Here is a 21,265-nt window from a genome sequence, read left to right as displayed (position 1 = left end):
ACATCGGCCAGTATACTCATAACAAAGGTAAAATACGCTGACCTGATGTTTATAATATATTGATCTCGTACAAACGCAATTCCAGGCCTGACTACTCAGGAATAAACCGTCATCGTTATTGCAGGCCTGGTTATCAATATTTATCGCAAAGAATCACACCCGCAGCGGCTGGGCCTTTATCGCCGCGTTGAATGGCGAATTCTACTTTCTGCCCTTCAAACAAAATTTTTAAATCATTCCCAGCAAAAGCAGAAAAATGAACAAACACATCTTTACTGCCATCCAGTGGGGAGATAAATCCGAAACCTTTATCTTCGTTATACCACTTTACCAGACCTTTCATTCTTGAAGACATACCGACTCCTTTTGAGCATCTCAAATTTGATGATTATAATAAACGCATCGTATTGTACGTTGGACTCAAAGAGAGGAGATATCAGCGATAGAGCCTGGCTATGAGGACTGTGTTGTAGAATGTTTTACGTTTGTTGGTATTTCAAACTGACAATCTCATTAATGCATTTCCTGCGCTGATTAGCAAATTTTATTTTAGCCGTCCAGGAGTCTCACTCTAAAATACACAGATAAAATTCGCTTTTTATTTTTTTAAGCGTATAATTTAACCGTGTTTTTCATCAAGGAATTTATTTGTCTCGTAAAATGACAGGAATTGTCAAAAGTTTTGATGCTATCAGTGGCAAAGGCTTTATCACCCCATCAGACGGCCGAAAGGACGTTTTACTCCATATCTCAGCGCTCTACACCAGCGAATCTGAATCCCTAAGACCGGGAGTCCGTGTCGAGTTTTGTCGCATGAATGGTCTAAAAGGGCCCGTGGCTGCAAACATTTATCTCTCCTGAAGGTATCCCCCGCAGCCAGGTTTTTAGTGCCTGCAATGCCCTCTGCGGCGCAGTATCCTCATATCTTCATCGCGATGCTATGCGGGTGATGCACCTGGCGTTCCACAGGGCCAGAAGCTTATCCGGCGGACTGTGCGCGGTGGCTCATGATGTTACCTTTACCCCTCGGCCATTTTGATACAAAAAATTAACAACAACGCAAAAAATAGCTGGACGCGCGTGGTGCTGAGTATGATATGGTTTATGCAGGATACGGACGTTTTGGGAGATTTTCGGTGAGTTTGCAATCACTGCCGAAAATAGCCAATAGAATGATATAGATAAAAAGAGACCGAATACGATTCCTGTATTCGGTCCAGGGAAATGGCTCTTGGGAGAGAGCCGTGCGCTAAAAGTTGGCATTAATGCAGGCTAAGTCGCCTTGCTTTATAAGAATAGATGACCGTGACAGCTTTTCCAGTCCACAGACCTGGAGAGTGGAAAATTTTCGTCGATTAAACGGTATAGCTTAAAAAAAACCGCAACCATTCTGCGTGAATGATTGCGGTTTTTTATTGATTATTAAACAGATACGCTATTCGTTAGCAAAGTTTCTCTGCGCGTTCAATAAACGGAGCGAGGCTCATTTTCACTCCCGGCTGATGCGGATCGTCAATCTGAATGACGCTTAGCGGCTGCGCCTGGGTCTTACCGGCCTTGACCTGCTGCTCAGCGACGTCGTTCAGCGGGTACTGCACCAGAGTACTGGGGTTAATCACATACAGTGCGTTATCAGCACGGCAGGTGAGCATGACCTCTTCGCGATTAAACGCCCACTTCTCTTTTCCCACCTCAAAGCGGCTCACGGTGATGACCTGTGCAGCCAGCGCGCTGCTGGCCGTCGTTAACAACAACAAAGAGAGAATAATCTTTTTCATAATTCGCCAGTTCAATTAAAAAGGTTCCCAGGTGGCGAAAAGACTGACGCACGCCAGCACCAGCGCCCCCAAAACAATTTCCACCTGCGTGGTACGTAAAAAGACGCGCTGCGCCCATCCATTCGCTGCCGTCATCCTTGGCACCAGTAAATAGCGGTTAAGCAGCGCCATGACAATCATCAGCGCAACCAGTCCCACTTTTACCCATAGCGCAACGCCATACGGTGTTGCTGCTGTGAAACCGCCCTGAATCATCCAGGCATTTACCAGCCCCGTCGCCACCGCAGCTGCCACGGCCAGATGCCCATAGCGGGAATAACGCATCATCGTGGTAATAGCTAACTGACGCCAGCGGCCTTTTGCCAACCGTAAACAGTACAAGAAGGGGACCAGACCGCCCACCCATGCCGCTGCGCAAAGCAGATGTGCTGCATGGTTAATACGCTGTAGCACTCCGGCTACGCCTTCATGCATCGCCGCATGGCCGACGCCCGCCAGCAGAATAAACTGCGCGACGCACAGAAGCAAAAGCCGCCGCATCATCTGGCGTGGCTGTACACAGGCAATACCGAAGGCCACCCATGCCAGCACGATTTCCCACAGCCAGACGCTACCAAACTGCGTGTGCAATACTGCCTGCCAGACCTCCGGACGCCAGGTATCAGACCAGCCATCTCCCATCAGCCCGCCTTGCGCCACCAGCATCAGCATGGCCGACAGCACGCTCAGCGTCAGCGCACTGCGCAGTAGTTGGGAAAAACGCTGAATCAACAGTCGCCGTAGCTCAGAAGGTGCCCACCAGCCCGCATAAAGCGTGCAACCGAAGGCCACCATCAACGAGGCAAAATGAATAAACCGTAAACTAATATAGAGTGCCGCTAGCATGGTTACTTCACACTAAACTGGTACTGACCTTTCGTTTTGTGCCCGTCAACCGACACCACGTGCCACTCAACGGTGTACAGACCGGGTGTCAGCGTCTGGGTCAGTGGCACCCTCATCTGCGTCTTATCATTTTCGCTGCGAGTGGCCTTGCCTGTTCCGATGACCTGCTTATCCGGGCCGGTAAGCTTAACGCCACTAAAGTTGGCTTCGATACCTTCTGAAAAATTCAGCGTCAGCATTTGCGGTGCTGAGGTGACTTCGGTATTGGCGGCAGGCGTCTGTTGTTGCAGGTGGGCGTGAGCCCATACGGGCGAGGAGCCGAAGGCACTCAAAAGAAACAGCGTGGCACAGAGCGTGCGAGGCGCGGTGAATTTCATTTCCATCATTCCCTTTTGTTATCAATATAAGTCAAAGAATAACGCTGTATAATGTTCACGTCGAGATGGGCGCCCCCTGGACTTGCCATTTTGCGAGACTCTTAGTAACTTTTGCGCGTGATCCTAAGGAGAAAACTATGCAAACCAATCTGGCAGCCCTGCCTCAGCAGGAAATGGATAAAGTTAACGTCGATCTTGCCGCCGCAGGCGTTGCATTTAAAGAGCGTTATAACATGCCAGTCGTGGCCGAAGTCGTCGAACGCGAGCAGCCCGCCCATCTGCGCGACTGGTTCCGCGAGCGGCTGATCGCGCATCGTTTAGCTTCTGTAAACCTTTCCCGTCTGCCTTACGAACCCAAACAGAAATAATTATTACTGTTAGTTACAATTCCTTACATCCGGTCTGTTACTATTGCTCAGAATAAAAACTCGCTGACAACGTGTTGAAGGACGCAACTATGCTGACATGGACTATTGCCGCAGCGCAATATGCGCCCCGAACGGGAGGCGTCGCCGAAAACATCACCCACCATCTGCGCTTTATTAACGCCGCCGCCGAGCAGGCGTGTAAGGTGCTTATCTTTCCGGAACTTTCTCTTACTGGCCCCAACGACGAACACACGCTCCCCGCGCCGCCCTGTGATAACCAACTACAGCCACTGCGCGACGCCGCCCAGCGCCACCAGATGACAATCATTGCCGGGCTACCGATGGAGAACGAGGGCAAGCGTATTAAAGGCATCGTCATTTTCGCTCCCGATGCCGCCACCCCGCTTAAACAGCAGCAGGGGCACGGTACCTGCCTGGCGCCAGAGTCGGACCAGGTCAGCGTCTTTGAACTGAACCATGAAGGCTGCGAACTTTCCCCTCAGGCGTCACTACTGGCTACCGTTAGCTGCATGGCGGAACCGCAGCAGCAGCGGACAACCCAACGCCTGCAGCGGTTTGCGCATAAGTACGCCATCGCGGTATTGAAGTCGAATTACGCCAGCGGAACCTTTTCCGGCGGTAGCGCGCTGTGGGATGAGAGCGGCCAGCTGATCGTGCGCGCCGACAGCGGAGAATTGCTGTTAACCGGCAGAAAAAGCGCCCAGGGTTGGCAAGGCGAGATCATTCCATTACGCTAGTTGTTTTGGCCGGGAGTTCGCCATGCTGCGCGTTATTGATACCGAAACCTGTGACCTGCAAGGGGGCGTCTTTGAGATTGCCTCCGTCGACGTTATTGACGGGCAAATCGTCAACCCGATGAGTCATCTGGTTCGCCCCGACCGTCCCATCAGCGCACAGGCGATGGCGATCCACCGGATTACCGAAGAAATGGTCGCCGATAAGCCGTGGATTGAAGAGGTCGTCCCCTTCTATCAGGGAAGCCCATGGTACGTTGCCCATAACGCCAGCTTTGACCGCCGCGTATTGCCGGAGATGGACGGCGAGTGGATTTGCACCATGAAATTAGCGCGTCGCCTGTGGCCTGGCATTAAGTACAGCAATATGGCGCTCTATAAGTCCCGCAAGCTGAGCGTAGCCACGCCCCCAGGACTACACCACCACCGCGCGCTGTACGACTGCTACATTACCGCCGCGCTGCTGATCGACATCATCCAAACCTCTGGCTGGACGCCGGAACAGATGGCTGACGTCACCGGACGGCCTGCGCTGCTCCGTACCTTTACCTTTGGTAAATACCGTGGACAGGAAGTGGCAGAAGTGGCGAAAAACGATCCGGGCTACCTGCGCTGGCTGTTTAACAACCTCGACCGCATGAGCCCGGAACTACGTTTAACGCTGAAGCACTACCTTGGCCAATAGCCTAGCGCTCCGAGCGCCCTGGTAGCGTTCCCTGGGCCAGGGCAATCAGGAAGGCATACTCCAGCGCGACCCCTTCATAGCTCTTATAGCGCCCGGACTTGCCGCCATGGCCGGCATCCATCTCGGTACACAGTAGCAACAGGTTATCGTCGACCTTAAGTTCACGTAGCTTGGCCACCCATTTTGCCGGCTCCCAGTACTGCACCTGCGAATCGTGTAACCCGCTGGTGACCAGCAGATGCGGGTAAGCCTGCGGCTGTACGTTGTCGTACGGGCTGTAGGATTTCATATAGCGATAGTAGGTTTCATCCTGCGGATTCCCCCACTCTTCAAACTCGCCGGTAGTGAGCGGAATCGACTCATCCAGCATGGTGGTCAGCACATCAACAAACGGAACCTGCGCCACTACGCCATGAAACAGCTCAGGTCGCTGGTTGATAACCGTCCCCATCAACATACCGCCCGCGCTGCCGCCCATGCCGTAACACAAATTCGGCGCGCCATAGCCCTTCGCCAGCAGCGCATCGCAGACGTCGAGATAGTCGTTAAAGGTGTTTTGCTTCTTGAGGAATTTGCCGTCTTCATACCACTGCTGGCCCAGTTCACCGCCGCCGCGAATATGGGCAATCGCAAAGACAAAACCGCGATCGAGCAGGCTCAGGCGGCTGCTGCTGAAATCGGCGTCCATGCTGGCGCCGTAAGAGCCATAGCCGTAGACCAGCAGCGGATTTTTCCCCCGACGAAAATGCTCGTGGCGATAGACCAGCGAAACCGGTACCTCAACGCCATCCCGTGCGGTTACCCACAGGCGTTCGCTGCGATAGCGGCTGGCATCGAAGCCTTTTACCTCCTGCTGTTTAAGCACGCGGCGCTCGCCGCTATCCATATCAAGCTCAAACAAGGTATCCGGCGTGGTCATCGAGGAGTAGCCGTAGCGTAAACAGGCAGTTTCCGGTTCCGGGTTATAGGCAATCCAGGTGACATAGGCCGGATCGTCAAAGGCGATAGCCGTCTCCTGATGAGTTTGCCGATGAATCTGCCGCAGGCTGGTTAATCCACGCTGGCGTTCTTCCACCACCAGCCAGTCGCGGAATAACGTGAAATCTTCCAGCATCACCGTCTCGCGCGCGGCGATTAACGTCAGCCAGTCCCCTTCTTCCCCGTTAACGCCACGATAGAGGCCAAAGTTTTTACCTTCGCGGTTTGAACGAATATAAAAATGCCCCTGGTAATGGTCAAGGCTGTATTCATGATCCTTACGGCGAGCTAAAAATGTCTGCGGCTTCGCGTCAGGCGTATCGGCATCGACCAGCAGCATTTCACTGGTTGTGGCGCTGGACAGCGCAATCACCACATACTGGCGCGACGAGGTCTTATGCAGGCTGACGTAAAACGTTTCATCCTGCTCTTCATAGATAAGCTCATCGTGCGTGGAGGGTGCCCCCACCTGATGACGCCAGACCTGCCACGGCAGCAACGTCGTCGGGTGCTGGCGCACATAATAGAGTGAACGGGAGTCGTTCGCCCACACCACGCCGGGCGAAACATTGTCAATCACCTCCGGTAGCCAGGTCTCATTTTCCAGATGACGAATCCGCAGGCTGTACTGGCGGCGAGAGAGGAAATCTTCGGTTACCGCCAGGAGATTGTTGTCGGGAGCGACGTTTAGCCCTCCCAAAGTATAAAACTCACTGTGCGCCGCACGCTTGTTTTCATCAATCAGCAGCGACCAGCTCTCCTCTCCCAGCGCCTGGCGCTGATAAAGGGCATATTCGCGCCCCGGCTCAAAAACCTGACGGTAGCGATAACCATTTTTGATATACGGCGCAGAAACCTCGCGCGGAGGGATCCGGTCCACAATCTCTTTCAGCACGCGATCCTGTAGGCTGCGCTGGGATGACATCACCTGGCGGCCATAGGCGTTTTCCTGCTGTAAATAGTCGATAACCGCAGGCCTGGCGCGCGTGTCATCGCGCAGCCAGTAGTAGTTATCAATGCGCGTATCGCCATGCAATGTCATGGCGTGGGGGATCCGTTTTGCTTTTGGCGGCATCTCATTATTCTTCTGTTTTAGTCACACCCTATAAGGGTGGACAAATTAAACAATGATGCAAGCAAAAGCGGTGATAAAAGTAATTAAAGTTGCTGTTTTTGCTGCTGTAAATCGCGCTCGATGCCCTCACGGACCTCCGGCGGCAGTTTCAACGCATCGCCCAGCGCGTTCAGGTAGCTGCGCTCCATAAAATGATCGATATCGATTGCCGCACAGCTGATGAAATAGAGTTCCAACGCTTCTTCTTCATTGTGGACGTCTCGCGCCAGACGTTGAGGGTCGAGCGGTTGTTCCATCGCCCGCGCAATCAGCGCACGCCCCTGCTCTGCAATACCGGCTTCACGCAGCTGCTGTTCAATCGCCTGCTGCTCTTTCGCATCGATATGCCCATCGCTCTTCGCCGCAAAGACCAGCGCCAGAATCAAACGTTCAGTACGCACATCCAGCGGCGCCGCCGATTCGCCGTACTGGCTGGCCGCCTGCGGGTCCGCGCGCAATTTATCTTTGTACTTGTTCCACAGCACGCTACCCGCTACCGCGCCACCGCCCACCAGCAGCGCGCCGGTACCGTACTTCGCCAGTATCTTTCGCGATGACTTACTGGCCAGCAGTAGCCCAGCCAAACCGCCTAACGCACCGGGCACCAGCATTTGGCTAAGATCGCTTTTACTCTCCCCCGATTTTTGCCCCAGCAGAGACTGCAGTTGATTAAGCCAGCCTGACATACGACCTCCTGTAGAAATAGGTGAGAAACTCAGCCTATGCGAGCAGATGTCAGGATATGTCTATGCCAGATAAAGATGCGCAAATATCCAGCATTAGCAACGTCTGACGGTTGTCAACGAGACAGACGCAAACGTTTTCGTTTATAATGCGCCAAATTTTTGTGAGACGGTGGAATAGGTAAAATGACGTTATTAGGCACAGCTCTGCGTCCGGCGGCGACGCGCGTAATGCTCCTCGGTTCGGGCGAGTTAGGTAAGGAAGTGGCGATTGAGTGCCAGCGGTTGGGCATTGAGACCATCGCCGTCGATCGCTACGCTGACGCCCCGGCGATGCACGTCGCGCATCGTTCTTATGTGATTAACATGCTCGACGGCGCGGCGCTGAAGGCGCTGGTTGAGCAGGAAAAACCGGACTTTATCGTGCCGGAGATTGAAGCGATCGCCACCGATATGTTGATTGAACTGGAACAGGCGGGTCAGCACGTGGTGCCCTGCGCACGCGCCACGCAATTGACCATGAACCGCGAAGGCATCCGCCGCCTGGCGGCAGAACTTCTCAAGCTGCCAACCTCAGCCTATCGCTTTGCCGACGGCGAAGCTCAGTTTCGCCAGGCGGTCGCCGACATCGGCCTGCCGTGCATCGTTAAACCGGTGATGAGCTCATCCGGCAAGGGCCAGACCTTTATTCGCCGTGAAGACCAGCTCGCTCAGGCGTGGCAGTACGCGCAGGAAGGTGGCCGGGCCGGTGCCGGGCGCGTGATTGTGGAAGGGGTGGTCAATTTTGATTTTGAAATAACCCTGTTAACCGTCAACGCCGTAGACGGCGTACACTTCTGCGCGCCGGTTGGCCACCGTCAGGAAGATGGCGACTACCGTGAGTCCTGGCAGCCGCAGCAGATGAGCGCGCTGGCGCTGGAGCGCGCGCAGGCGATCGCCCGCGATGTGGTGCTGGCACTCGGCGGCTACGGCCTGTTCGGCGTTGAGCTGTTTGTTTGCGGCGACGATGTGGTGTTCAGCGAAGTCTCTCCGCGTCCGCACGATACCGGGATGGTGACGCTGATTTCGCAGGACGTTTCAGAGTTCGCGCTGCACGTCCGTGCGTTTCTTGGATTACCGATTGGGGCTATCCGTCAGTATGGCCCTTCCGCCTCTGCGGTACTGCTGCCAACGCTGAGCAGCAGCAACGTGACCTTTGATAACGTGCAGAATGCGCTCGGCGCGGGTGTTCAACTGCGGCTGTTCGGCAAGCCGGATATCGCCGGTTCCCGCCGTATGGGCGTAGCGCTGGCTACTGGCGATAGCGTTGAAGATGCCGTTGAGCGCGCCAAAATCGCTGCAGCGGCGGTCGTTATTCAGGGATAAGAAAAAAGGCGGGTTGCTTGCGCATACCCGCCCTTCTTTTGCTTACCCGATCATCAGACCGGGTACCGCAGACACCTTACAGCTTCGCGCCTTCAACCGCTTCGCGAGCCAGCTTGGTGATGCGATCGTAGTCGCCCGCTTCCAGCGCGTCTGCCGGAACCAGCCAGGAACCGCCGATGCACAGCACGCTTTTCAGCGCCAGGTAGTCACGGTAGTTAGCCGGAGAGATACCGCCAGTCGGGCAGAAACGGATGTGAGAGAACGGACCCGCAATCGCCTGCAGCGCTTTCACGCCGCCGTTCGCTTCAGCCGGGAAGAATTTGAACTCTTTCAGGCCGTGCTGCATACCCAGCATCAGTTCAGAAACAGAGCTAATGCCCGGGATCAGCGGGATAGTGCCTGCGGTAGCCGCTTTCAGCAGCTCATCGGTCAGGCCCGGGCTGATAGCAAACTGCGCGCCAGCGTCGGTCACTTCTTTCAGCTGCTGTGCGTTAGTCACGGTACCCGCACCCACGATCGCGTCCGGAACTTCTTTCGCAATGGCGCGGATAGCGTCCATCGCGCAGTCGGTACGCAGCGTCACTTCCAGTACGCGAACGCCACCGGCAACCAGCGCTTTTGCCATCGGTACTGCGTGCTCAAGCTTGTTAACCACGATTACCGGGACTACCGGGCCAGTGGTCAGGATTGCTTCAGCCGTTGTTTTCCAGTTTTTCATCAGAAATATTCTCTCGCCAGATCTACAAAACGTGTCATCTTAAAAGGTAATACAGGTTGCGCCCTGCTCTGCACCGGACAATTTTTCCCGTAATGCGCCAAACAGTTCACGGCCTGTCCCCACGCGCGAAGCGCTCAGATCGGGAATATGCGGTTGGCGTGCGGCCAGTTCAGCTTCATCAACCAGCAGCGTCAGCTCGCCGGTCTGGCCGTTTACGCGGATCATGTCGCCATCGCGTACTTTCGCCAGCAGCCCACCGTCATAGGCTTCAGGGGTTACGTGAATCGCTGACGGTACTTTACCGGATGCACCAGACAGTCGTCCATCAGTGACCAACGCAATTTTGAAACAGCGGTCCAATAATACACCAAGTGGCGGCATAAGTTTATGTAATTCTGGCATCCCGTTCGCTTTTGGCCCTTGATGGCGCACAACCACGACGCAATCTTTATCCAACAGCCCCGCTTCAAAGGCAGGCAGCACATCATGCTGGCTTTCAAAAACCACCGCAGGCGCTTCAATCACCTGGTTCTCAACCGGTACGGCGGAGGTTTTCATCACCGCGCGGCCAAGGTTGCCGCTCAGCACTTTGGTGCCGCCGTGTTTCGAGAACGGTTTATCGAAGGTGGCAATAATATTGTCATCCAGCGACGCGGTGGCGCCTTCACGCCAGTCCAGTTTGCCTTCGTTCAGCCACGGCTCCATGGTGTAGTGAGACAGGCCGAAACCGGCGACGGTGTTCACGTCTTCGTGCAGCAGTCCGCCTTTCAGCAGTTCGCGCACCAGCACCGGCACGCCGCCCGCCGCCTGGAAGTGGTTGATATCGGCCGGACCGTTCGGGTACAGACGCGCCATCAGCGGTACCACTTCTGACAAGTCGGAGAAATCATCCCAGTTAATGATAATGCCCGCCGCGCGCGCCATCGCCACCAGGTGCATGGTGTGATTGGTTGAACCGCCGGTCGCCAGCAGCGCCACGATACCGTTGACCACCACTTTTTCGTCAATCATTTTACCCAGCGGCATCCACTCATTACCGTTGCCGGTCATGCGAGTTACCTGACGTGCCGCAGCGGCGGTCAGTTCAGCGCGCAGCGGCGCATCCGGGTGAACAAAGGAAGAACCCGGCAGCTGCATCCCCATGAACTCAATCACCATCTGGTTGGTGTTGGCAGTGCCGTAGAAAGTGCAGGTACCCGGCGCGTGGTAAGACGCCGCCTCAGACTCCAGCAGCGCGTTACGGTCAACCTTACCTTCAGCGTAAAGCTGGCGAATGCGCACTTTTTCTTTGTTCGGCAGGCCGCTGGCCATTGGGCCTGACGGAATGAAGACAGACGGCAAATGGCCGAATGACAGCGCGGCCATCGCCAGCCCCGGGACGATTTTGTCGCACACGCCGAGGTAAAGCGCGCCGTCAAACATGTTATGAGACAGACCCACAGCAGCGGACATGGCAATCACTTCGCGGCTCAGCAGCGAAAGCTCCATCCCATCCTGACCCTGAGTCACACCGTCACACATCGCGGGCACGCCGCCTGCAACCTGCCCCACCGCGTTCACGCTGTGCAGCGCTTTGCGGATCAGATCCGGATAGTGTTCGTAAGGCTGGTGGGCAGAAAGCATGTCGTTATAGGAGGTGATGATCGCGATATTGTTACGCAACATGCTTTTCAGCGACGCTTTATCGTCTGGCTGACAGGCGGCAAAACCGTGCGCCAGGTTGCCACAAGCGAGCTGAGAGCGGTGAACCGTTTCAGTTTTGGCTTGTTCGATACGTGCCAGATAAGCCGCGCGCGTATCGCGAGAGCGTTCGATAATGCGATTTGTTACCCGTAACATTGCAGAATTCATAAAGGCTCCTTAAATTTTTTCTGTCCAGGCTGCGGCTCACGACGGTGTATACATGGGGCTGACGAATAAATAAATGCCCGTATAGCGCAGCTCAGAGGCAAAGGTCTACTCGCAGTGTAATAAAAAAAGCCCCGGGGGTGAATCCTCCCGGGGCTTAAATGCGCAAAAATAGCACTACTTGCTGTGTTAGATCATGTTACCGGTAAAATAACACTTCTGGATTACCAGCAGACCTTACTCAAACTCGTTCCAGGAACGACCATCACGAGTAATCATGGCGACAGATGCCACCGGCCCCCAGGTTCCCGCCTGATACGGTTTCGGCGCGTCTTTATCGCTAGCCCAGGCTTCGGTAATCGAGTCGACCCACTTCCATGCTTCTTCCACTTCATCGCGGCGCACGAACAGCGCCTGAATGCCGCGCATCGTTTCCAGCAGCAGGCGCTCATAGGCATCGGCAAGATGCGTTTGATTGAAGGTCTCGGAGTAGCTCAGATCCAGCTTGGTCACCTGCAGGTTGTGCTTGTGCTCCAGACCCGGAACCTTATTAAGGATCTGAATATCTACGCCTTCGTCCGGCTGCAGACGAATGGTCAGCTTGTTCTGCGGCAGCTCAGGCCAGGTTTCTTTGAACAGATTCAGCTCTGGGTTTTTGAAATACACAACCACTTCTGAACATTTGGTCGGCAGACGTTTACCGGTGCGCAGGTAGAACGGCACGCCCGACCAGCGCCAGTTATCAATGTCCACACGAATGGAAACGAAGGTTTCGGTGTTGCTGGATTTGTTCGCGCCCTCTTCTTCAAGGTAGCCCGGCACCTTCTGCCCTTGCGCAAAACCAGCGGTGTATTGTCCACGGACGGTTTTTTCACGCACGTTGGTATGGTCAATGCGACGCAACGACTTCAGGACTTTCACTTTTTCATCGCGGATGCTGTCAGCACTTAAATCTGAAGGAGGCGCCATGGCAATCATGCACAGAACCTGTAACAGGTGGTTCTGGATCATGTCGCGCATTTGGCCGGCCTGGTCGAAGTAACCCCAGCGGCCCTCAATGCCGACTTCTTCGGCCACGGTAATTTCTACGTGATCGATAGTGCGGTTATCCCAGTTGTTAACAAACAGCGAGTTAGCAAAGCGCAGCGCCAGCAGGTTGAGCACCGTTTCTTTACCCAGATAGTGGTCGATACGGTAAACCTGGCACTCTTCAAAATACTCGCCCACCTGGTCGTTAATCTCACGAGAGGTTTCAAGGGAAGTACCCAGCGGTTTTTCCATGACGACGCGCGCCGGTTTGGCGTTCAGTTTCGCCTCGCCCAGACCGCGGCAGATGGCGCCAAAGGTGCTTGGCGGCATAGCAAAGTAGTTAATGGTAATGCGATTTTTTTGATCAAGCATCTCACCCAGACGCGAAAACGCCGGGGCATCATTCACATCAAGGTTGCAGAAATCAAGACGCGCGCTGAGGGTGTTCCACAAACCTTCATCAATTTTCTCTTTCATGAAGGTTTCGAGCGCTTCGCGGACAACTTTGGTGTATGCCGCTTTATCCCAGTCTGCACGGCCTACGCCGATAATCCGGGTGTCCGGATTAATCTGGCCGGCTTTTTCCAGCTGATACAGGGAAGGCAGCAGTTTTCGGCGGGCCAGGTCTCCCTTCGCGCCGAAAATGACCAGATCGCATGCCTGGGCCGTTTGCGTTACCGCCATGTCATTCTCCTCGGTTTATATTCCTGGTTCTATGCCAGGCTATCTACCCGTCGCCGTTCAGGTTTTCATGAAAACGACGGATATCGTTGTAATTTTCTTACGGTGCACTGTACTGTGTTTACGAAATTGCCGAAACCCTTTAACGGCATTGACCGCCTCCGATCGCACAATTCGGAACCACCACGGTCATATCATGAGGGCAATTGACCTGTTTTGTTCGTTCTTTCGCCCAGGCGGCGTCTGTTAAAACACGACACCGATCATGTAATGAAAAAAAACAACATATTTTGCTGTTCCTATTCACTTTTCATCCCGCTTCAAGCGTATATTCTTGCTAAAACGCCTGCAGATTTCACCCATTAATGGAATCGTTTCAATCTATGAGCGCCTTGTCACGATGAACATGCTGGAAAGAATCCAGTCCCAACTGGAAAACCTTAGCAAATCCGAGCGAAAAGTCGCGGAAGTCATTCTGGCGGCTCCCGAACAGGCAATTCATTCAAGCATTGCCGCGCTTGCCCTGGAAGCTGAGGTCAGTGAACCTACGGTTAATCGCTTCTGCCGCAGTCTGGAAACGCGAGGCTTTCCTGATTTTAAACTGCATCTTGCCCAAAGTCTGGCAAACGGTACACCGTATGTTAATCGTAATGTGGACGAAGATGACAGCGTTGAAGCCTATACGGCCAAAATATTCGAATCGGCCATGGCGAGCCTTGCGCATGTGCGTCAATCGCTCGATATGTCGGCGGTGAATCGCGCGGTCGATCTGCTAACCCAGGCGAAAAAAATCGCCTTCTTTGGGCTCGGTTCTTCCGCCGCGGTGGCGCACGACGCCATGAACAAATTTTTTCGCTTTAACGTCCCTGTCATCTATTCCGATGACATCGTTTTGCAACGAATGAGCTGTATGAATTGCAGCGACGACGACGTTGTGGTGCTCATTTCTCACACCGGCCGAACGAAAAGTCTGGTCGAGGTAGCGCAGGTGGCGAGGGAAAATGATGCGATGGTCATCGCCATCACTTCCGCCGGTACGCCGCTGGCCCGCGAGGCCACGCTCGCCATCACGCTGGACGTTCCTGAAGATACCGATATCTACATGCCGATGGTGTCCCGCCTGGCGCAGCTGACCGTGATCGACGTCCTGGCCACCGGCTTTACCTTACGACGCGGGGCGAAATTCAGGGATAACTTGAAGCGAGTCAAAGAAGCGTTAAAAGAATCGCGCTTTGATAAAGAACTATCGACACACAGCGATAATCACTAAAAGCGATAAAAAGAGTGTAACCTATTTAAGCATTCGGTAACCCGTTATTGGCATATTGCCGAATTCCTGTTCACGCAACACCTGAGTTGTATTAGTCAACGGAGTATTACATGTCCAGAAGGCTTCGCAGAACCAAGATCGTCACCACGTTAGGCCCAGCAACCGATCGCGATAACAACCTTGAAAAGGTTATTTCCGCCGGCGCTAACGTCGTACGTATGAATTTCTCTCACGGTACGCCAGAAGATCATCAGCTACGTGCCGACAAAGTACGCGAAATTGCAGCAAAACTGGGGCGCCATGTAGCCATCCTTGGCGATCTGCAAGGTCCAAAAATCCGCGTATCGACCTTCAAGGAAGGCAAAGTTTTCCTCAATATCGGCGACAAATTCCTGCTGGACGCCAACCTGGGTAAAGGTGAAGGCGACAAAGAGAAAGTGGGTATCGACTACAAAGGTCTGCCTGCCGACGTCGTACCGGGCGACATCCTGCTGCTGGATGATGGCCGCGTGCAGTTAAAAGTGCTGGAAGTTCAGGGCATGAAGGTGTTCACCGAAGTCACCGTCGGCGGCCCGCTGTCCAACAATAAAGGCATCAACAAATTAGGTGGCGGCCTCTCCGCTGAAGCGCTGACCGAAAAAGACAAGGCCGATATTCTGACCGCCGCCAAAATCGGCGTCGACTATCTGGCTGTCTCCTTCCCGCGCTGCGGCGAAGATCTGAACTACGCTCGCCGTCTGGCCCGCGAAGCCGGCTGCGATGCGAAAATTGTCTCCAAAGTTGAGCGTGCGGAAGCCGTCTGCAGCCAGGACGCGATGGACGATATCATTCTCGCTTCCGACGTTGTGATGGTGGCCCGTGGCGACCTGGGCGTAGAAATTGGCGACCCGGAGCTGGTGGGTATTCAGAAAGCGCTCATTCGTCGTGCGCGTCAGCTGAACCGCGCGGTCATTACCGCGACCCAGATGATGGAGTCGATGATCACCAACCCGATGCCGACTCGTGCGGAAGTGATGGACGTGGCGAACGCCGTGCTGGATGGTACCGATGCGGTGATGCTTTCTGCGGAAACCGCGGCCGGTCAATATCCGTCTGAAACCGTCGCCGCCATGGCGCGCGTGTGCCTGGGCGCAGAAAAGATCCCAAGCATCAACGTGTCTAAACACCGTCTGGACGTACAGTTCGACAACGTTGAAGAAGCGATCGCCATGTCGGCAATGTATGCGGCAAACCACCTGAAAGGGATTACCGCCATCATCACCATGACCGAATCCGGCCGTACCGCGCTGATGACCTCGCGCATCACCTCCGGTCTGCCGATTTTCGCCATGTCTCGCCATGAACGTACGTTGAACCTGACCGCGCTGTACCGTGGCGTTACGCCGGTATTCTTCGACAGCGCCTGCGACGGCGTCGCGGCAGCCCACGATGCGGTAAACCTGCTGCGCGACAAAGGCTATCTGATGTCCGGCGACCTGGTGATTGTGACCCAGGGCGACGTGATGAGTACCGTGGGTTCAACCAACACCACGCGCATTCTGACCGTCGAGTAATACGCACGTCATCAACATAAAAAAACCGGACGATGTCCGGTTTTTTTGCACTCAGAACAGGGCGGGAATGGCCTGGGGTAACCCCAGTGTCGCTTTGCTCGCCCGGGCGATGCGTTATTTCTTTTTCTTTGGGTAGAGCTCTTTGCGCTGATACGGCTCGATTTCGCCGGGCTTACGCGTCTTCAGCAGCTTCAGGATCCACGTATACTGCTCGGCATGCGGGCCCACAAAGATCTCCACTTCTTCATTCATGCGGCGTGCAATGGTGTTGTCATCCGCTTCCAGCAGATCGTCCATCGGCGGGCGCACCAGTATCGTCAAACGATGCGTTTCACCGTTATAGACCGGGAACAGCGGCACCACGCGCGCACGGCACACTTTCATCAGCCGCCCTATCGCCGGCAGCGTCGCTTTGTAGGTTGCAAAGAAATCGACAAACTCACTATGCTCCGGCCCGTGATCCTGATCGGGCAGATAGTATCCCCAGTAGCCCTGACGTACCGATTGAATAAAAGGTTTGATGCCATCGTTACGCGCGTGCAGGCGACCGCCAAAGCGGCGACGTACGGTATTCCACACGTAGTCGAACACCTTGTTGCCCTGGTTGTGGAACATTGCAGCCATCTTCTGGCCCTGCGAGGCCATGACCATGGCAGGGATATCAACGCCCCAGCCGTGCGGAACTAAGAAGATAACGTTTTCACCGTTGCGGCGCATTTCATCGATAATCTCCTGCCCCTGCCAGTCGAGGCGCGGCAGAATTTTTTCCGGCCCTTTCAACGCCAGTTCAGCCATCATCACCATCGCCTGCGGCGCGGTGGCAAACATCTCATCAATAATCGCTTCACGCTCGGCTTCACTTTTTTCCGGGAAGCAGTACAGCAGGTTGATCTGCGCGCGACGGCGGGCGCTTTTACCAAACTTACCGGCCAGACGGCCAAGTTTACCCAGCAGCGGGTCGCGGATTTTCGCCGGTACATAAGCGATGCCCGCAAATGCCAGCACGCCTAGCCAGGCGCCCCAATAGCGCGGGTGACGAAAAGATTTCTCAAACTCGGGAATGTATTCACTGGTATTTTTTTTCGTTTCCATGCCTGTTCCAGGTTCGAATCATCGGGTCGGTGTGGATAATCAGATAGTGTAGCGAGGCGAGGTGCTTCGCACAAAAGAAAAAGCCGACGCCACCTGGGCGTCGGCTCTGAACGTTTACTTCTTAGACGAAACTAGTCAAAACGCAGCTGCGGCAGCACCTGTTTTACCTGTGCCAGGTAGTCGGTACGGTCTGAGCCGGTCAGCCCTTCGGTACGTGGCAGTTTCGCCGTCAGCGGGTTCACCGCCTGCTGGTTGATCCATACTTCATAGTGCAGGTGTGGGCCTGTTGAACGGCCGGTGTTGCCTGACAACGCGATACGATCGCCACGTTTCACCTTCTGGCCCGGTTTAACCAACAGTTTACGCAGGTGCATATAGCGAGTGGTGTAGGTCCGGCCATGACGCAGTGCAACGTAATAGCCGGCCGCGCCGCTACGTTTGGCGACAACGACTTCACCGTCACCCACCGCCAGAACCGGCGTACCTTGCGGCATCGCGAAATCAACGCCGCGGTGCGGCGCCACGCGACCGGTCACCGGATTCAGACGGCGCGGGTTAAAGTTAGACGATACGCGGAACTGACGTGAGGTCGGGAAGCGTAAAAAGCCTTTCGCCAGCCCCGTACCGTTACGGTCGTAGAACTTACCGTCTTCCGCGCGGATCGCGTAGTAATCTTTACCATCAGAACGTAAACGTACGCCCAACAGCTGGCTTTGCTCACGCTTGCCGTCGAGCATTTCGCGCGACATCAGCACCGAGAATTCATCGCCTTTTTTCAGCTTACGGAAGTCCATCTGCCACTGCATCGCTTTAATCACCGCGCTAACTTCCGCGCTGGTTAACCCGGCGCTGGTGGCGCTGGAGACGAAGCTACCGCCGACGGTACCTTTGAACAGGCTATTAACCCAGTCGCCCTGCTGCATCTCGCTGCTCATTTTGAAACCGTTTGCAACGCGATCGTAGGTACGGGTTTCACGACGCGACATTTCCCAGGTTAAACGCTGGAGATCGCCATCATCGTTCAGGGTCCAGGAGAGCTGCTGGCCCACCTTCATGTTTTTCAGGTCTTTATCAGAAGCGGCAAGCTGGCTGATATTCCCCATATCAATACCGTACTGATTCAGGATGCTGCTCAGGGTATCGCCCGTGGATACCACATACTCATGCACGCCCGTTTCGTTATCGACTTTGTCGTCCAGTTCGTCCTGCGGGATGGCTTCATCTTCCTGCGCGGCCTGGTCAATCGGTTCACTGGCCTCCGGCAGCAGAGAACGAATTTCTTTTTTCTCCAGCTCAATCGTCCGGGTGACGGGTGATGAAGAGGTTGGATGGTAAACGTATGGCCGCCATACGGCGACGGCCAACGTGAGAACGGTGAGTGACCCCAGCATAACGCGGTGGGGCCGCGGCAAATTATTAAATGCCAGAGCGACAGAGCGGGCTATCTGCTGCACGTATTCACTTCCTTACTTATCTCCTTTCAGGCAGCTCGCATACTGGGTCGCCAGTTGAGTAAGAAACGCCGGGTAGCTTTCTTTGCTCAGCTGTATATTCGTGCCGAGTGGGTCCAGCGTTCCCATGCGAACGTTGGTACCCCGCGCGACAGATTCAACGACAGCGGGCCTGAATTGTGGCTCAGCAAAAACGCAGGTTGCTTTTTGCTCAACCAACTGTGTTCTTATTTGATGTAAACGCTGCGCACCGGGTTGAATCTCAGGGTTGACGGTGAAGTGCCCAAGCGGCGTCAAACCGTAGTGTTTTTCGTAGTAACCATAGGCATCATGAAAAACGAAATACCCCTTTCCTTTCACCGGCGCCAGCTCATTCGCCACCTGCTTGTCGGTTGCGGCCAGATTGGCCTCAAAATCCTTCAGGTTGGCGTCAAGCCGGGCTCGACTCTGGGGCATAAGTTCCACTAATTTGTCATGGATTGCAACCGCCGAAAGCCGCGCTATCTCTGGGGATAACCACAGATGCATGTTGTATTCACCGTGATGGTGATGTGCATCACCTTTTTCACCGTGAGCGTGGTCATGATCGCCCTCATCCGCACCTTCGTCACCGTCGTCGTCCGCCCCTTTCATGAGTAACGGTTTCACGCCGTCCAACTGGGCGATAGTCACTTTTTTGCTGGCCGAAATGCTTTGCGTTGACTTGTCCATGAAGGCTTCCATCTCCGGACCAATCCAGACCACTAAGTCCGCGTTCTGTAAGCGTTTTGCATCAGATGGACGCAATGAATAGTCATGCTCAGACGCGCCGTCAGGCAGTAAAACCTGGGTCTCGGTAACACCATCGGCAATCGCTGAAGCGATGAATCCTACCGGTTTAAGTGAGGCGACAACGGCAGCATCCGCACGCTGTGCGGCACTCCCCCACAAAGCAACGGATAAAGCTGCGAAAAGAAGCGTATTTTTCTGTAACATAATGCGTCTATTGTTCGAAATGAATGAAAGAAGTGTGATATTATAACATTCACTCTCTTGTGCAACCCCTAATTGTTATGACGAATCTTGTATCGCTGGAAAATGTCTCCGTCAGCTTCGGCCAGCGCCGGGTGCTCTCCGACATCTCACTGAATCTCAAGCCAGGCCGCATTCTGACGCTGCTTGGTCCTAACGGCGCGGGTAAATCTACGCTGGTACGCGTGGTACTCGGGCTTGTTGCGCCCAGCGAAGGCGTCGTGGTGCGCGAAAAACAGCTGCGTATCGGCTACGTACCGCAGAAGGTTTACCTCGATGCGACATTGCCGCTGACCGTCAAGCGTTTTTTGCGTCTGCATCCCGCTACGCGTAAAGAAGATATCCTGCCGGCGCTCAAGCGTGTACAGGCAGGACATCTGCAGGATGCGCCGATGCAGAAGCTTTCCGGTGGTGAAACCCAGCGCGTACTGCTGGCACGTGCACTGCTGAACAAACCGCAGCTGCTGGTGCTGGATGAACCGACTCAAGGCGTTGACGTCAATGGCCAGGTGGCGCTGTACGATCTGATAAACCAACTGCGCCAGGAGCTGGACTGCGCGGTACTGATGGTATCGCACGATCTGCATCTGGTCATGGCAAAAACCGACGAAGTGCTGTGCCTCAACCATCATATCTGCTGTTCCGGCACGCCGGATGTGGTCTCAATGCACCCAGAATTTATTTCAATGTTTGGGCCCCGCGGCGCCGAGCAGCTCGGCATTTACCGCCATCAACATAACCACCGCCACGATTTACAGGGCCGTATTGTTTTACGTCGGGGAAATGGGCAGTCATGATTGAAATTTTACTTCCCGGCTGGCTTGCCGGAATGATGCTGGCGTGTGCTGCCGGCCCGTTAGGCTCGTTCGTGGTCTGGCGCCGTATGTCCTATTTTGGCGATACCCTGGCGCATGCTTCCCTGCTGGGCGTCGCTTTCGGTTTACTGCTCGACGTGAATCCATTTTATGCGGTCATCGCCGTCACGTTGCTGCTTGCAGCCGGCTTGGTGTGGCTGGAAAAGCGCCCTCACCTGGCGGTGGATACCCTGCTCGGAATTATGGCGCACAGCGCGCTGTCGCTTGGCCTGGTGGTGGTCAGCCTGATGTCGAACATCCGCGTAGACCTGATGGCCTACCTGTTTGGCGACCTGCTGGCGGTTACGCCGCAGGATCTTATCTCGATTGCGCTGGGTGTGGTTGTGGTGCTGGCAATTCTGTTCTGGCAGTGGCGTAATCTGCTGTCGATGACCATTAGCCCGGATCTGGCGTTTGTCGACGGCGTGAAGCTACAGCGGGTTAAGCTGCTGCTGATGCTGGTGACCGCGCTGACCATCGGCGTGGCGATGAAGTTCGTCGGCGCGCTGATTATTACATCGCTGCTGATTATTCCCGCGGCAACGGCGCGCCGTTTCGCACGGACACCGGAACAGATGGCCGGGATTGCAGTGGGTGTGGGGATGATTGCGGTAACCGGTGGGCTGACCTTCTCGGCGTTTTACGATACGCCGGCGGGCCCTTCCGTGGTGCTGTGCGCGGCACTGCTGTTTATTCTGAGTATGACAAAGAAAGCCGCTGCCTGATTTTTCCGGCGTCGCTTCGCATACCGGGCCTACACAATTCCGTAG

Annotated in this window: 21 protein-coding genes; 9 read left to right on the top strand and 12 right to left on the bottom strand. The window is 54.8% G+C overall.

The genetic code is table 11. The features are described 5' to 3' along the window. Window positions 1-133: 133 nt before the first annotated feature. On the bottom strand, window positions 134-355 hold the full coding sequence (locus M989_RS09670) for a cold shock domain-containing protein (protein WP_064544738.1): 222 nt from the start codon (window positions 353-355) through the stop codon (window positions 134-136). Between the two features lie 293 nt (window positions 356-648). Here M989_RS09670 and cspF point away from each other — a divergent pair, with 293 nt between their 5' ends. Next, a complete protein-coding gene (gene cspF / locus M989_RS24530; RefSeq protein ID WP_074398760.1) occupies window positions 649-861 on the top strand; it encodes a cold shock-like protein CspF in 213 nt (70 codons plus the stop codon). Window positions 862-1,442: 581 nt separating this feature from the next. Here cspF and M989_RS09665 read toward each other — a convergent pair. Genes M989_RS09665 through yobA form a run of 3 tightly spaced genes read right to left on the bottom strand, consistent with a single transcriptional unit; the run spans window position 1,443 to window position 3,040 of the window. Then, window positions 1,443-1,781 carry a YebY family protein gene (locus M989_RS09665; protein WP_100250011.1) on the bottom strand — a complete coding sequence of 113 codons (339 nt, stop codon included), beginning with the start codon at window positions 1,779-1,781 and terminating at the stop codon, window positions 1,443-1,445. Between the two features lie 12 nt (window positions 1,782-1,793). Then, window positions 1,794-2,663 (bottom strand): copper homeostasis membrane protein CopD, encoded by an 870-nt coding sequence (gene copD / locus M989_RS09660; RefSeq protein WP_064544735.1) that lies wholly within the window; start codon window positions 2,661-2,663, stop codon window positions 1,794-1,796. 2 nt (window positions 2,664-2,665) lie between these two features. Next, on the bottom strand, window positions 2,666-3,040 hold the full coding sequence (gene yobA, locus M989_RS09655) for a CopC domain-containing protein YobA (RefSeq protein WP_064544852.1): 375 nt from the start codon (window positions 3,038-3,040) through the stop codon (window positions 2,666-2,668). A gap of 137 nt (window positions 3,041-3,177) precedes the next feature. Here yobA and M989_RS09650 point away from each other — a divergent pair, with 137 nt between their 5' ends. From M989_RS09650 to exoX, 3 genes are all read left to right on the top strand, one after another. Continuing rightward, window positions 3,178-3,408 carry a DNA polymerase III subunit theta gene (locus M989_RS09650; RefSeq protein ID WP_064544733.1) on the top strand — a complete coding sequence of 77 codons (231 nt, stop codon included), beginning with the start codon at window positions 3,178-3,180 and terminating at the stop codon, window positions 3,406-3,408. 89 nt (window positions 3,409-3,497) lie between these two features. Beyond that, window positions 3,498-4,166, top strand: coding sequence for a carbon-nitrogen hydrolase family protein (locus M989_RS09645; RefSeq protein WP_064544731.1), 669 nt, complete (start codon window positions 3,498-3,500; stop codon window positions 4,164-4,166). 22 nt (window positions 4,167-4,188) lie between these two features. Continuing rightward, window positions 4,189-4,848 (top strand): exodeoxyribonuclease X, encoded by a 660-nt coding sequence (exoX, locus tag M989_RS09640; protein ID WP_064544729.1) that lies wholly within the window; start codon window positions 4,189-4,191, stop codon window positions 4,846-4,848. A 1-nt stretch (window position 4,849) separates the two neighbouring features. Here the strand turns inward: exoX and ptrB are convergent, their stop codons facing one another. Together ptrB and M989_RS09630 are read right to left on the bottom strand one after the other, a co-directional pair. After that, window positions 4,850-6,901, bottom strand: coding sequence for an oligopeptidase B (gene ptrB, locus M989_RS09635; RefSeq protein ID WP_064544727.1), 2,052 nt, complete (start codon window positions 6,899-6,901; stop codon window positions 4,850-4,852). A gap of 83 nt (window positions 6,902-6,984) precedes the next feature. After that, window positions 6,985-7,626 (bottom strand): tellurite resistance TerB family protein, encoded by a 642-nt coding sequence (locus M989_RS09630; protein WP_064544725.1) that lies wholly within the window; start codon window positions 7,624-7,626, stop codon window positions 6,985-6,987. Window positions 7,627-7,809: 183 nt separating this feature from the next. On the opposite strand from M989_RS09630, the gene purT reads away from it, so the two are divergent. Beyond that, the gene (gene purT / locus M989_RS09625; RefSeq protein ID WP_064544723.1) at window positions 7,810-8,988 is read left to right on the top strand and encodes a formate-dependent phosphoribosylglycinamide formyltransferase; all 1,179 of its coding nucleotides are present in this window, start codon (window positions 7,810-7,812) and stop codon (window positions 8,986-8,988) included. 76 nt (window positions 8,989-9,064) lie between these two features. Here the strand turns inward: purT and M989_RS09620 are convergent, their stop codons facing one another. From M989_RS09620 to zwf, 3 genes are all read right to left on the bottom strand, one after another. Continuing rightward, entirely contained in the window at window positions 9,065-9,706 is a 642-nt protein-coding gene (locus M989_RS09620) for a bifunctional 4-hydroxy-2-oxoglutarate aldolase/2-dehydro-3-deoxy-phosphogluconate aldolase (protein WP_064544721.1), read from the bottom strand. Between the two features lie 39 nt (window positions 9,707-9,745). Next, a complete protein-coding gene (gene edd / locus M989_RS09615; RefSeq protein WP_064544719.1) occupies window positions 9,746-11,557 on the bottom strand; it encodes a phosphogluconate dehydratase in 1,812 nt (603 codons plus the stop codon). A 234-nt stretch (window positions 11,558-11,791) separates the two neighbouring features. Further along, window positions 11,792-13,267, bottom strand: coding sequence for a glucose-6-phosphate dehydrogenase (zwf, locus tag M989_RS09610; RefSeq protein WP_064544716.1), 1,476 nt, complete (start codon window positions 13,265-13,267; stop codon window positions 11,792-11,794). Window positions 13,268-13,664: 397 nt separating this feature from the next. Here zwf and M989_RS09605 point away from each other — a divergent pair, with 397 nt between their 5' ends. Both M989_RS09605 and pyk read left to right on the top strand, forming a co-directional pair. Next, window positions 13,665-14,534, top strand: coding sequence for a MurR/RpiR family transcriptional regulator (locus M989_RS09605; RefSeq protein ID WP_064544714.1), 870 nt, complete (start codon window positions 13,665-13,667; stop codon window positions 14,532-14,534). 110 nt (window positions 14,535-14,644) lie between these two features. After that, window positions 14,645-16,087, top strand: a complete 1,443-nt coding sequence (gene pyk / locus M989_RS09600; RefSeq protein ID WP_064544712.1) for a pyruvate kinase — start codon at window positions 14,645-14,647, stop codon at window positions 16,085-16,087. Window positions 16,088-16,201: 114 nt separating this feature from the next. Here pyk and lpxM read toward each other — a convergent pair whose 3' ends face one another. The 3 genes from lpxM to znuA all read right to left on the bottom strand — a co-directional run bounded on the left by lpxM (window position 16,202) and on the right by znuA (window position 19,605). Beyond that, complete coding sequence (gene lpxM / locus M989_RS09595; protein WP_064544710.1) at window positions 16,202-17,179, bottom strand: lauroyl-Kdo(2)-lipid IV(A) myristoyltransferase; 978 nt, start codon at window positions 17,177-17,179, stop codon at window positions 16,202-16,204. A gap of 131 nt (window positions 17,180-17,310) precedes the next feature. Continuing rightward, window positions 17,311-18,633 (bottom strand): murein DD-endopeptidase MepM, encoded by a 1,323-nt coding sequence (gene mepM / locus M989_RS09590; protein ID WP_064544708.1) that lies wholly within the window; start codon window positions 18,631-18,633, stop codon window positions 17,311-17,313. Window positions 18,634-18,645: 12 nt separating this feature from the next. Continuing rightward, a complete protein-coding gene (gene znuA / locus M989_RS09585; protein WP_064544707.1) occupies window positions 18,646-19,605 on the bottom strand; it encodes a zinc ABC transporter substrate-binding protein ZnuA in 960 nt (319 codons plus the stop codon). A 77-nt stretch (window positions 19,606-19,682) separates the two neighbouring features. Between znuA and znuC the strand changes: the two genes are divergently transcribed. Beyond that, entirely contained in the window at window positions 19,683-20,438 is a 756-nt protein-coding gene (gene znuC, locus M989_RS09580) for a zinc ABC transporter ATP-binding protein ZnuC (protein WP_064544705.1), read from the top strand. Continuing rightward, window positions 20,435-21,220, top strand: coding sequence for a zinc ABC transporter permease subunit ZnuB (gene znuB, locus M989_RS09575; RefSeq protein WP_064544702.1), 786 nt, complete (start codon window positions 20,435-20,437; stop codon window positions 21,218-21,220). The genes znuC and znuB overlap by 4 nt, the downstream gene beginning before the upstream one ends. Window positions 21,221-21,265 lie beyond the last annotated feature (45 nt).

Source organism: Kluyvera georgiana ATCC 51603 (assembly GCF_001654985.1).
Lineage (GTDB): Bacteria > Pseudomonadota > Gammaproteobacteria > Enterobacterales > Enterobacteriaceae > Kluyvera > Kluyvera georgiana.
The sequence above is the reverse complement of the archived record's forward strand: the minus strand, read 5'-3'. Positions and strand labels throughout refer to the sequence as shown.